Here is a 12,258-nt window from a genome sequence, read left to right on the forward strand (position 1 = left end):
GAGCGTCCCGCGCTCCCGCAACTGTGGATAACTCCGGTGACCCCGGTCCTTGGACATGCGAGGCAGGCCGTCCCTACGCCAGATGCGGCAGGCCGGGGACAGACCAGAAGCTGGTTGTTCTAGCGGGGGTAGCTGGGGTCCTTGGCGGGGGTCGGGCAGAGCCAGGGGCTGTAGGAGTTGCTCGGGGCGCTCTGGCGGCAGATCTGGTCCTTGCCGGACGAGCGGGTGCCGATCAGGATCGGGGCGCCCGGGGCGGCGGCGATGGTGCGGGGCTCGCCCAGGGAGCCGACGCCCAGGGGGATGATGGCGCTGCCGCTGATCGGCATCAGGAACGGCAGGGTCTGGGAGTCCCGCTTGGCGCGGCCGAGGACGGCCAGGGTGTTGTAGTCGCGCCAGGACAGGTCGACGGCGTCCTGGAGTTCGGAGCTCACCGGCAGGAACGAGCCGACGTCCAGGGAGCCGTCCGGGTCGTGGGCGATGCGGCCCAGCTGGACCTGGGGACGGCCGTCGATACGGGCTATGACGGCGGCGCGGACGCCGTCGCGGGCCACGTGGAAGGCCAGGACCTGGCGGCCGCCGAGGCCCCAGTGGGCGGCGCGGACGGGTGGTTTGCCGGGGCGGCGCACCCACAGCCAGGACGCGTCCTTCGTGCTCTCCACGGCCCACAGGGTGCCGTCGCCGCTCCAGGACGGCGCCGTGAAGCGGGCGCCGCGGTGGGCGGTGAGCAGGACGCGGGGGCTGGGCGCACCGGTGACGGGGGCGGCGAGCAGCAGCTGCGTGCCGTCGGTGCTGAGGCCGGCGAACTCCTGGTAGCCGGGAGCTACGGCGGGGTGGGTCAGGTACCCCGCGGCACCGGTCACGAGGGGCTGGGCGCGGTCGCCCTCCAGGGTGCCGATGAAGCCGGACGGGCCGACGACGTAGGCGTTCTGGTGGGCGCCGTCCTGCGAGGCGGCGCCGTCGGGCGAGTTCTCCTGCCAGCCGTTCATGGGCTGGGTGGCGTCCATGTCGCCGGGGGCGACGGTCTCCCCGTCGATCTGCAGGCGCCACTGCTTGATCTCCGAGAGCTGCCGCATCGTCCAGCTGAGCTGGGCGGACATGCGCTCGACGTCGCCGCCGCGGGCCTCCTTGGTGAGGTCGACGGTCGCGACCTCCTTCTCGATCTGGACGCCGCGGCGCAGCCGGGTGCCCTCCGGGAAGGCGCTGTCGACGGCGCCGGCGAGCCAGGAGGTGGGCCCGGCGAGCAGGGCCTGGACGAGCTGGGTCGGCAGCGCCTGCCGGTTCGCGACCGGCAGGAAGACGCCGTTGGGCACGAGGGTGTGCCGGTCGGGCGCGAAGAAGAACAGGTTGACGGTGCGCATGGCGCGCTCGACGTCGTCCTTGGTGAGCAGGAGGCCGGACTTCTCGTCGCCGGGCAGGCCGGTGATGCGCCAGACGCCCTGCGAGGTCTTGGTGAGCTGGAAGACGGCCTCGAACTCCTTCGGGGACGCCGTGTACTGGCCGTCGGCGGTGATGGTGCCGAGCTCCTCCCCGGTGACCCGCACGGTGGCCTGGTTCTCCGCCGACTTGACCACGTGCGGGTCGGTGACGCGGCTCGCGAGGACGGTCACCGAGGGGCGCAGCCCGGGGCTCCAGGACGTCCGGCCGCCGAGGTACATCTTGGCGACCTTGTGGCCGTCGTCGAAGCTGGCGGACGCGGCGAGGAACCCCGAGACGATCTCGGCCGGCCCCCAGTCGGGCCGCGGTTTGACCGGGATGAGCCGGACGTAGGGGTCGTCGACGCGCTCGGCGCGCTCGGCGGGCCTGCCGCTGACGACCTGCCCGCCGCTCGGCACGTTCGCGCAGCCGGCGCCGCCGAGGACGAGCACGGCCAGGGTCAGCAGGCTGGTGATGCGCCCGGTGCACGCGCTCATTCGCCCGCCTCCAGCTCCGCGAACAGGGGGCGGGCGTCGCCGGCGCCGGGCGGGACGAGCGGGAGCGGCGAGCCGCGCAGCTCGGCCCCGGCGACGCGGGGCAGCGACAGGCGGAACTGGGAGCCCGCGCCGGGCTCGCCCCACGCCTGCAGCCAGCCGCCGTGCAGCTGCGCGTCCTCGCGGGAGATCGACAGGCCGAGCCCGGTGCCGCCGGTGGTGCGGGCGCGGGCCGGGTCGGCGCGCCAGAAGCGGTCGAAGACCATCTGCCCTTCCCCGGGTTTGAGGCCGACGCCGTGGTCGCGGACGGCGACGGCGACGGCGTCGCGGTCGGCGGCGACGGAGATGATGATGTCCTCCCCCTCGCCGTGCTCGACGGCGTTGACGACGAGGTTGCGCAGGATGCGCTCGACGCGGCGCCGGTCGACCTCCGCCATGCAGGGTTCGCCGGGCAGCTGCAGGACGACCTTGCTGCCCTTGCGCTCGGCGAGGCCCTGGATGTCGCCGACGACGCGCAGCACGAGGTCGCGCATGTCGAGGGACTCGGCGTCGAGGGTCGCGGCGCCGGCGTCGTGGCGGCTGATCTCCAGGAGGTCGGCGAGCAGGGACTCGAACCGTTCGAGCTGGCTCTGCAGCAGCTCGGCGGACCGTCCGACGGCGGGGTCGTCGAAGGTGTCGCGGTACTCGTAGAGCATGTCCGCGGCGATCCTGATGGTGGTCAGGGGGGTGCGGAGCTCGTGGGAGACGTCGGAGACGAACTGGCGCTGCACCTGCGACAGGTCCTCCAGTTCGCCGATCTTCTCCTGGAGGTTCGCGGCCATCTCGTTGAAGGAGCGGGCGAGGCGCGCCAGGTCGTCCTCACCGCGGACCCTCATGCGCTCTTCCAGGCGCCCTGCGGCGAGCCGCTGCGCGCCTTGTGCGGCCAAGCGCACCGGTATGACGACCTGCCGGGTGACCAGTGAGGCGATCGCGGCCAAGAGCAGCACCAGGACGATGCCCACTCCGGACAGGGAGCGGCTCACGTTGGTGAGGGTCTGCTGTTCCTGCGTGAGCGGGAACAGGTAGTACAGCTCGAACTGGCCGGTGCGGCCGCCGACGATGAGGCCGCGTTCGTCCGCCCTGCCCCCGAGGTAGGACAGCTTGCCGTAGGTGTAGGCGCGCGATCCGGCGGGCGCGGTCTTCAGCTCTTCGCGGAGCCGCTTCGGGACGCTCTCGGGCCGCAGTTCGTTGGTCGTGTACCCGTCGAAGTACTGCTCGTTGGTGTCGCGGATGTAGACCTCGTAGAGGCCGGACGGTCCGCTGCGCGACTTCAGGCGGTCGATGGTCGTGTTGAGCCTGCTGCCGTCCCCGGCGGAGTTGCCCAGGTCGCGCTGGACCTGCGCCAGGCCTTCGTCCAGCTGGAGCCGGGCCGCCTTCACCTTGCCGTCCATGAGCGCCGACGAGACCTGCTGCATCAGGAACGCGCCCAGGATCGCCACCACGATCGCGGAGATGAACAGCGTGGACGTGACGACCCGGACCTGGATCGACCGTCGCCAGCGCAGGTAGGCGGCGCCGATGGCGCCGCTCAGCAGCCGCCGCGCCTTGCCCAGGGCACGGCGGACGTACCTCTTCGCCCGCCTCATGTCCGCTTTCATGAGGGGTCCGCGAGGCGGGGCACGGGGCCGCGCTGGTACTGGACGGTCATCGGCGTGTCACGGGGGACGGGGCGCTGTGACGGAGCGCTGCGATGGGACGGGCGGGGGCGCCGCCTCGGGGAGCCGTGCGAGGGCCGGTGCCGCGGGCCCGCGGGCGGGGCGGCCGACTCAGGCCGGCCCGGCCTTGTAGCCGACACCGCGCACGGTGACGACGATCTCGGGGCGTTCGGGGTCCTTCTCGATCTTGGCGCGGAGCCGCTGGACGTGCACGTTGACGAGCCGGGTGTCGGCGGCGTGCCGGTAGCCCCACACCTGCTCCAGCAGCACCTCGCGGGTGAAGACCTGGCGGGGCTTGCGGGCGAGGGCGACGAGCAGGTCGAACTCCAGCGGCGTCAGCGGGATGTGCCGGTCGCCGCGCTTGACCGAGTGGCCGGCGACGTCGATGGTGATGTCGCCGATCTGCAGGGTCTCGGGGGCGGGCTCGTCGGTGCGGCGCAGGCGGGCGCGCACCCGCGCCACCAGCTCCTTGGGCTTGAACGGCTTGACGATGTAGTCGTCGGCGCCGGACTCCAGGCCGAGCACGACGTCCACGGTGTCGCTCTTGGCGGTCAGCATGACGATCGGCACGCCCGACTCGGCGCGGATCTGCCGGCACACGTCGATGCCGTCGGCCCCCGGCAGCATCAGGTCGAGCAGCACGAGGTCGGGCCGGGTCTCCCGGAACGCCTCGAGCGCCTTGTCGCCGTCGTGCACGAACGAGGGCTCGAAACCCTCGCCCCTCAGCACGATGCCGAGCATTTCGGCGAGCGCGAGGTCGTCGTCGACGACCAGTACACGTCCTCTCATGGCCCTCATCGTCGCAAAGTCGGGGTTCGGTGGAGTGGTGCGCGATGCTCCGGCGCCACCTTGCCAGGGAGAGATATACCTTGGCGTGCAAGGTTACCCGCGTTTGCGCCGTACATGGCTCCCCCGCATCGGGTGGGCGGCTCGGATTGCAGAGGTGACTCCCGAAAGCGGCGCAAGATTGACATCTCGCCCGTGACAGGATGACCTGACCGGCGATCGCCGCGGGGCCCGGCGGGCCCCGCCCGGAAGCGCCGCGACCCCCGCACGCAGACCGCAGGGAACCAGGGACCGCAGGGAGCCGAGAATGCCGGGACCGGACGGCTGGGACGACGACGCCGGCGCCACCGACGTGGTGCGGGGCGTCCCGTTCCGACCCATGTCCATCTCGGAGCTGCTGGACGGCGCGATCGCCGGGATCCGGCGCCGCCCCCGCGCCACGCTGGGCCTGTCGGTGGCGATCAGCACGGTCATCCAGGTGACGAGCTCGGTCGCCGCGTACTTCTTCATCGGCAACGAGGCCCGCGACGAGGTCACCCCGGACGTGCTGCTGGAGTCGCTCGGCGCGCAGCTCACGCTGACGGTGCTGGGGCTGGTCCTGTCGGCGTGCGGGATCCTGCTGATGGCGGGGCTGATGGCGCCGATCCTCGGCCGCGAGCTGGTGGGGATGCCGATCGCGCCCCGGCAGGCGTGGCGGGACGCGCGGCCGCAGCTCGGCCGGCTGGCCGGCACCGCCGCGGCCGTCATGGGCGCCTCGCTGGGCGCGCTGGCGCTGGCGGTGCTGCCGTTCTTCGCGCTGATCGCCGCGGACGCGCACCCGGCCTTCGGGGTGATCGCGGGGCTGCTCGGGTTCCCGCTCGGGATCGGCCTGATGGTGTGGCTCTACATCCTGCTCGTCCAGGCGGTCCCGGCGGTCGTCCTGGAGCGGCGGACGGTCACGGGCGCGCTGCGCCGGGCGGTCACGCTGTCCAAGGGCCGGTGGTTCCACACGTGCGGGACGCTGCTGCTGGCGCTGCTCGTGACCGTGTTCATGGGCTTCTTCGCGCTGCGCATCCCGTTCCTGTTCGTGCAGCTGGTCTTCTTCGGCGACGCCTCGGGCGACGGGGCGACGATGGGCGCGCTCGCGGTCGACACGCTGGGCCGGATCGTGAGCTGGTCGGTGGTGCTGCCGTTCGACGCGGGGGTGATCGCGCTGCTGTACATGGACCGGCGGATGCGCCGCGAGGGCTTCGACCTGGAGCTGCGCAGCCGGGGCCGCTCCGCCGCGGCGGTGATCGCGGGCGGGCCCGCGCACGAGCCCGCGCACGAGCCCACAGGTGAGGACGGGTTCATCGATCTCTGGCGGACCGATCCGGTGCCCGCCCGGCCGTGGACGGGAGCGAACCCGTGATCCTCGACCCGATCGGCCGCGACGAGGCCCGCGAGCTGGCCCGCCGCGAACTGGAGAAGCAGGTGTACCAGCGCGACAGGCCGTCCTGGCTGGAGCGCGTCTGGGCCGACTTCTCCGAGTGGCTGGCCGGCCTGTTCAACCGGGCGCCGAACCCGGAGGCGCAGGGCACCGGCGGCGGCTGGGTGTCCGTCCTGATCATCGTGCTGGTGCTGGCGATCGCCATCGCGCTGATCGCGTGGCTGATGCGGGGCCGCCGCAACCTGCGCTCCCGCGACAAGGCCCTGCTGGAGGACGCGCCGTCCACGGCGCTCGACCACCGCCAGGCCGCCGAGCGCCACGCGGCCGCCGGGGAGTGGGCCGAGGCGATCCGGGAGCGGCTCCGCGCGATCGCGCGCGACCTGGAGGAGCGGGCGGTGCTCGCGGCGCGGCCGGGCCGCACGGCGGACGAGCTGGCGGCGGAGGCGGGCGAGGCCGTGCCGGAGCTGGCCGGCGAGCTGGCCGCCGGCGTCCGGATCTTCGACGACGTCTGGTACGGCGACCGTCCCGGCACGGCCGAGGGGTACGCGCGGATGAAGGCGCTGGACGAGCGGCTGCGCGCGACGAAGCCGAAGCCGCTGGAGGCCGACGACCTCACCCCGGTGGGCGCCGGCGACGAAGGGGGCCCGCGATGGTGACCCAGGCCCCGCCCGGAGCCGCGACCTCCGGCGCCGCGGAGCCGTCCGCGCGGCAGGTCGCGGGCCGCCGCTGGCGGTCGGCGCGCGGCGTGCTCGCGGTGCTGCTGGCGCTGGTCGTGATCGCGGTGATCCTGGCGGCGCTGCGCCCGTCGACGTCGGCGGGCGCGCTCGACCCGGAGTCGCCGAAGCGGGACGGCTCGCGGGCGCTCACGGAGATCCTGCACCAGCACGGCACTGCCGTGACCATCAGGCGGAACATGCCGGAGGCCCTGCTCGCGGCCCAGCCCCGCGACACGCTCGTGGTGACCCGCACCGAGCGGCTCACTGAGAACGACCTGCGGATGCTGGCCGGTACGCAGGTGAACGTCCTGCTCGTCCGGCCGACGGCGGCGGCGCTGGACGTCCTGGCCCCCCAGGTGCGGCGGGTCGGCCCGAGCTTCGAGGAGACCGCGGCGCCGGGCTGCGCGCTGCCCGCCGCGTCCCTCGCCGGGAAGGTCGCCTTCCACGAGTCGGACACCTACGAGATCAACGGCCAGGGGACGGCGTGCTACCCGGCCGAGTACGGCGGCGCCAGGGTCGTCCAGGTGCAGGAGAACGCGCACACGGTGACCGTGCTGGGGTCGGCCGCGCCGCTGACGAACCAGCGGCTCACCGAGGAGGGCAACGCCGCGCTCGCCATGAACCTGGCGGCGCCGGGCTCCTCGACGGTGTGGCTCTACCCCGACCTGCCGAAGGCGGGCGAGGCCGCCGGTCAGCAGTCGCTCGGCGACCTGCTCCCGTTCGGCGTCAAGCTGTTCTTCCTCGAACTCCTGGTCGCGGTGCTGCTGGTGGCGCTGTGGCGGGGCCGGCGGCTCGGCCCGGTGGTGGCGGAGGCCCTGCCGGTCGTGGTCCGGTCGGCGGAGACGGTGGAGGGCCGCGCCCGCCTGTACCGGGCCGGGCGCGCCCGCGACCGCGCCTCGGACGCGCTGCGCTCCGGCGCCCGGGAGCGGCTCGTCCCGCTGCTCGGGCTGCCGCGCGGCAGCGCGCAGGACCCGTCCGCCGCACAGGAGATCATCACGGCGGTGGCCCGCCGCACGCCCTACGACGAGACGTACGTCGGGGCGGCCCTGTACGGTCCCGAACCCTTGGACGACGCCGGGCTCATCGCGCTCACGGACGTCCTCGACGACCTGGAAAGGCAGGTACGGCAGTCTTGAACACCCCTGTAGAGCTCGGGAAGGACGACGTGCCCGGCGGCAGCACGGGGCCGGGCGCGCTGTCCGAGGAGGCCCGGCGGCAGGCCGAAACGGCGCGCGCCGCGCTGACGGCGCTGCGCGGCGAGGTCGCCAAGACGGTCGTCGGCCAGGACTCCGTGGTGACCGGGCTCGTCATCGCGCTGCTGTGCCGCGGCCACGTGCTGCTCGAAGGCGTCCCGGGCACCGCCAAGACGCTGCTCATCAAGACGCTGTCGCGAGCCCTCGACCTGGACTTCAAGCGCGTCCAGTTCACCCCCGACCTGATGCCCGGTGACGTCACCGGTTCGCTGGTGTACGACAACCGGACGGCGGAGTTCGAGTTCCGCGAGGGTCCCGTCTTCACCAACCTCCTGCTCGCCGACGAGATCAACCGGACACCGCCGAAGACGCAGGCCTCCCTCCTGGAGGCCATGGAGGAGCGCCAGGTCTCGGTGGAGGGCTCCGCGCGCGCTCTGCCCGACCCGTTCGTGGTCTGCGCGACCCAGAACCCGATCGAGTACGAGGGCACCTACCCCCTGCCCGAGGCCCAGCTCGACCGGTTCCTCGTCAAGCTGACCGTGCCCGTCCCCACCCGGGACGAAGAGATCGCCATGCTGCAGCGGCACGCGGGCGGGTTCGACCCGCGCGACCTGTCGGAGGTGAAGGCGGTCGCGGGCGCGGACGAGCTCGCCGCCGGACGCGCCGCCGTCAGGACCGTCCACCTCGATCCCAAGGTCGCCGCCTACGTCGTGGACCTGTGCCGCGCCACGCGGCAGTCCCCGTCGCTGCAGCTCGGCGTCTCGCCGCGCGGTGCGACGGCGCTGCTGGCGACGTCCCGCGCCTGGGCGTGGCTGTCGGGCCGCGACTACGTGACCCCGGACGACGTGAAGGCGCTGGCCAGGCCGACGCTCCGGCACCGCGTCCAGCTCCGTCCCGAGGCGGAGCTGGAGGGCGCGACCGCCGACGGCGTGCTGGAGGGCATCCTCGCCCACGTCCCCGCGCCGCGCTGATGGCGCTGACCGGGCGCCTGGGGCTGCTGGCCCTGCTCGGCGCGCTCGTCCCGCTGCTCGTGCCGAGCTGGTGGGCGCTGTTCGCAGTGTGGGGCGTCCTGCTGCTCGGCGTCCTCGCCGACCTGGCGCTCGCCGGGAACGTGCGGGCCCTGCGCTTCCACCGGGACGGCGACACCAACGTGCGGCTCGGCGAGACCGCCCGGGTGGCGCTGATCGTCGAGAACCAGGGCCGGCGGCGGCTGAAGGCCCGCCTGCGGGACGTGTGGCCGCCGAGCGCGGGCGCCGCGCCCCGCACGGTCAAGGTGGACGTCCCGGCCGGTGAGCGCCGCCGCGTCGAGATGACGCTGACGCCGACCCGGCGCGGGGACCGCAAGGCCGTCACCGTCGTCGTCCGCTCCGCCGGGCCGCTCGGGCTGGCCGCGCGGCAGCTGTCGCGCTCCGCGCCGTGGACGGTGCGGGCGCTGCCGGCGTTCCCGTCCCGCCGCCACCTGCCCGCCAAGCTGGCGCGGCTGCGGGAGCTGACCGGCGCGCACGTGGCGCTGATCCGCGGGCAGGGCACCGAGTTCGACTCGCTGCGCGAGTACGTGGACGGCGACGACGTCCGGTCCATCGACTGGCGGGCCACCGCGCGCCGCGGCGACGTCGTCGTCCGGACGTGGCGGCCCGAGCGCGACCGGCGCATCTACCTGGTGCTCGACACCGGCCGGACGTCGGCGGGCCGCGTCGGCGACATCCCCCGGCTGGACTGCTCGATGGACGCGGCGATGCTGCTCGGCGCGCTCGCGTCCCGGGCCGGGGACCGGGTCGACCTGCTCGCCTACGACCGGCGCGTCCGCGCCCGCGTGGAGGGCGCGTCCCGCACCGACCTGCTGCCCGCGATGGTGCACGCGCTGGCGCCGCTGGAGCCGGAGCTGCTCGAATGCGACGCCGCCGGGATGGTGTCGACGCTGATGGCGCGGGTCCGGCAGCGGTGCCTGGTCGTGCTGCTGACCGAGCTGAACACGGCCGCGATCGAGGAGGGGCTGCTGCCGCTGCTGCCGCAGCTCACCGCACGGCACCTGGTCATGATCGCGGCGGTGTCCGATCCGCGGGTCGGCGAGATGGCCGCGTCCCGCGGCGACCTCGCCGCCGTGTACGACGCGGCGGCGGCCGAGCGCGCCCGCGCCGAGCGCCGCCGCCTCACCGCCGAGCTGCGCGGCCACGGCGTCGAGGTGGTGGACGCCCCGCCGGACGAGATCGCCCCGGCGCTCGCCGACGCCTACCTGGCGCTGAAGTCCGCCGGACGCCTTTGACGCGCGGACCGGCAGGACGCGCGCAGACCGGACGTGTGCGGGCCGGAGGCGGGTCAGCCGGAGACGGGGGCCGCGTCGGGGCGGAGGTCGGCGTCGCCGGTCTCCCCCGCGCGGGTGGCGCGGCGGCCGAGGACGAGCACGTAGCCGAGGAAGGCGACCTCCGCGACCACGCCGATCCCGATGCGCAGCCAGGTGACGTGCACCCAGCCGGTCACGAAGCCCTCGATGAGGCCGGACACCAGCAGCACCGCGACGAGGCCGATGGCGATGCTGACGGCGGCGCGTCCCTCCTCGGCGAGGGCCTGGCCGCGGCGGCGCGGGCCCGGGTCGATGATCGTCCAGCCGAGCCGCATGCCGCCCGCGCAGGCGAGGTACACGGCGGTGAGCTCCAGCAGGCCGTGCGGCAGGATCAGGCCGAAGAAGATGTCGCCCTTGCCGTAGGCGAACATCAGCCCGGCGGTCAGCCCGAGGTTGAGCTGGTTCATCAGCAGCACGTACACGGTGGGGATGCCGAGCAGGATCCCGAAGATGAGCGCGACCGCCGACACCCAGGCGTTGTTCACCCAGACCTTGAAGGCGAAGGACGCCGCCGAGTGCTCCGTGTAGTAGTTCGCGAAGTCGTGGTCGACGAGTTCGCGGATCTCGTCCGGCGTCCCGATGGTCGCCTGCACGTCCGGGCTGTGGACGATCCAGATCGCGAGGGCGAGCGAGAGCAGGTTGCCGAGGACGGCGGCGCCGAGCCACCACCACTTCATCCGGTAGGCGGCGGCCGGGAACGACACCGTCGCGAAACGGGTGACGTCCCGCCAGAGCGGCGCCTGGGCGCCCGCCACCGCGGCCCTGCCGCGCGCTACGAGCGACGAGAGCCGGCCCACCAGCTGGGGGTCGGGCGAGCTGGAGCGGACGACGGACAGGTGCGTGGCCGTGCGCTGGTAGAGCTCGACCAGTTCGTCCACTTCGGCGCCGCTGAGCCTGCGTCCCCGGTTGATGAGGTGCTCCAGGCGCAGCCAGTCGGCGTTGTGCGCGGCCACATAGGCGTCGACGTCCACCCGGCGAGACTAACGTGTCGCATTACCGAACCGGCAAAATGAACGCATCCCCGGCATTGGAGGAGCAGGACATGGCCGAACTCGTCACCGGCGAGGCCGTCGCGCTCGACATCCGCGTCGCGCGGCTGGCCAGCCGTGGCTGCGCCTTCCTGCTCGACCTGATCTTCCAGACGGTGATGCTCTACCTCGTCGTCTACGTGACCGCGATGACCTCGCTCGTCGCGGACGACGCGTGGACGGTCGGGCTGACGCTGCTCGGCACCGTCGCCGTGCTGGTCGGCTACCCGTGCCTGTCCGAGACGCTGCTGCGCGGGCGGACGCTGGGCAAGATGGGCGTGGGCCTCCGCGTGGTCGCCGACGACGGCGGGCCGATCCGGTTCCGGCAGGCGCTGGTCCGGGCGCTGGCCGGCGTGATCGAGTTCTGGACGTTCTACGGCTCCCCCGCGCTGATCACCTCGTTCTGCAACCGGCGCGGCAAGCGGCTCGGCGACCTGTTCGCGGGCACGATCGTGATCAAGGAGCGCGCCCCCGCGGCGGCCCTGTTCGGCCCGGTCGCGGTGATGCCGCCGCAGCTCGCCTGGTGGGCCCGGTCGCTGGAGATCTCGATGCTGTCGGACGAGCTGGCGATGACGGCCCGCCAGTACCTGTCCCGGTTCTGGGAGCTGCTGCCCGAGGTGCGGGACTCGCTGGGCGAGCGCATCGCCGGGCAGGTCGTCGCGGTGGTCAGCCCGCCCCCGCCGCCGGGGGTGCGGCCGGAGATCCTGCTGTCGGCGGTGCTCGCCGAGCGCCGGCACCGCGAGGAGATGCGGCTCGCCGAGCGCCGCGCCCGCCGGATGCGCCGCCTCGGCCTGCCCGTGTGGGGCCCGGGACCGGCGCAGGGCCCGGTGCCGGTGATGGCGATGGCCGGGCCGCCGGTGGCGGGTCCCGTCCGGCCGGGGCCGCCGGTGCCGCCGCCGTTCCGTCCGCCGCTGCCGGGGCAGCCGCAGTTCCTGCCGCCGCCCAACTACGGCGCGGGGCCGTACCAGCAGGTCCTGAACGCTCCCGGCCAGCCGCCCGCAGGGCCCTACCCGACCGGCCAGTACCCGACCGGCCAGTACCCGACGGGGCAGTACCCCACAGGCCAGTACCCGGCCGGGCGCTGACCGGCCGCCGTTTGTCAATCACGGCCGTCTCCAGGGCCGTTCGTTGTGGACTTGTGTGCCTATCCCGGGCCGTGGCCGCCTTCTAATATCCGAATAAGTT

General features: G+C 73.8%; 10 protein-coding genes. 6 read left to right on the forward strand and 4 right to left on the reverse strand.

All coding sequences use genetic code 11. The features are described 5' to 3' along the window. Positions 1-119: 119 nt before the first annotated feature. From AB0K34_RS02340 to mtrA, 3 genes are all read right to left on the reverse strand, one after another. The gene (locus tag AB0K34_RS02340; RefSeq protein ID WP_301175947.1) at positions 120-1,910 is read right to left on the reverse strand and encodes an LpqB family beta-propeller domain-containing protein; all 1,791 of its coding nucleotides are present in this window, start codon (positions 1,908-1,910) and stop codon (positions 120-122) included. Beyond that, positions 1,907-3,532, reverse strand: a complete 1,626-nt coding sequence (mtrB, locus tag AB0K34_RS02345) for an MtrAB system histidine kinase MtrB (RefSeq protein WP_301175948.1) — start codon at positions 3,530-3,532, stop codon at positions 1,907-1,909. Before mtrB ends, AB0K34_RS02340 begins: the two co-directional genes overlap by 4 nt. 180 nt (positions 3,533-3,712) lie before the next feature. Continuing rightward, positions 3,713-4,390, reverse strand: coding sequence for an MtrAB system response regulator MtrA (gene mtrA, locus AB0K34_RS02350; protein ID WP_021598338.1), 678 nt, complete (start codon positions 4,388-4,390; stop codon positions 3,713-3,715). A 304-nt stretch (positions 4,391-4,694) separates the two neighbouring features. Between mtrA and AB0K34_RS02355 the strand changes: the two genes are divergently transcribed. From AB0K34_RS02355 to AB0K34_RS02375, 5 genes are read left to right on the forward strand one after another with little or no spacing between them, the layout of a single operon-like run. Continuing rightward, the gene (locus AB0K34_RS02355) at positions 4,695-5,777 is read left to right on the forward strand and encodes a hypothetical protein (RefSeq protein ID WP_364544765.1); all 1,083 of its coding nucleotides are present in this window, start codon (positions 4,695-4,697) and stop codon (positions 5,775-5,777) included. Next, positions 5,774-6,451, forward strand: a complete 678-nt coding sequence (locus tag AB0K34_RS02360) for a DUF4129 domain-containing protein (protein ID WP_301175950.1) — start codon at positions 5,774-5,776, stop codon at positions 6,449-6,451. The genes AB0K34_RS02355 and AB0K34_RS02360 overlap by 4 nt, the downstream gene beginning before the upstream one ends. Then, positions 6,445-7,647 (forward strand): DUF4350 domain-containing protein, encoded by a 1,203-nt coding sequence (locus AB0K34_RS02365; protein WP_301175951.1) that lies wholly within the window; start codon positions 6,445-6,447, stop codon positions 7,645-7,647. The genes AB0K34_RS02360 and AB0K34_RS02365 overlap by 7 nt, the downstream gene beginning before the upstream one ends. A 59-nt stretch (positions 7,648-7,706) precedes the next feature. Then, entirely contained in the window at positions 7,707-8,675 is a 969-nt protein-coding gene (locus AB0K34_RS02370) for a MoxR family ATPase (RefSeq protein ID WP_240807591.1), read from the forward strand. After that, positions 8,675-9,967: a DUF58 domain-containing protein gene (locus AB0K34_RS02375; protein WP_301175952.1), complete on the forward strand. Its 1,293-nt coding sequence runs from the start codon at positions 8,675-8,677 to the stop codon at positions 9,965-9,967. Before AB0K34_RS02370 ends, AB0K34_RS02375 begins: the two co-directional genes overlap by 1 nt. Positions 9,968-10,020: 53 nt before the next feature. On the opposite strand, the gene AB0K34_RS02380 is transcribed toward AB0K34_RS02375, so the two are convergent. Then, complete coding sequence (locus tag AB0K34_RS02380; protein WP_301175953.1) at positions 10,021-11,016, reverse strand: stage II sporulation protein M; 996 nt, start codon at positions 11,014-11,016, stop codon at positions 10,021-10,023. A 71-nt stretch (positions 11,017-11,087) separates the two neighbouring features. On the opposite strand from AB0K34_RS02380, the gene AB0K34_RS02385 reads away from it, so the two are divergent. Further along, positions 11,088-12,158 (forward strand): RDD family protein, encoded by a 1,071-nt coding sequence (locus tag AB0K34_RS02385; protein WP_301175954.1) that lies wholly within the window; start codon positions 11,088-11,090, stop codon positions 12,156-12,158. Positions 12,159-12,258 lie beyond the last annotated feature (100 nt).

Origin of the sequence: Actinomadura sp. NPDC049382, assembly GCF_040677125.1 — a bacterium.
In the GTDB taxonomy this organism is placed as follows: domain Bacteria; phylum Actinomycetota; class Actinomycetes; order Streptosporangiales; family Streptosporangiaceae; genus Spirillospora; species Spirillospora geliboluensis.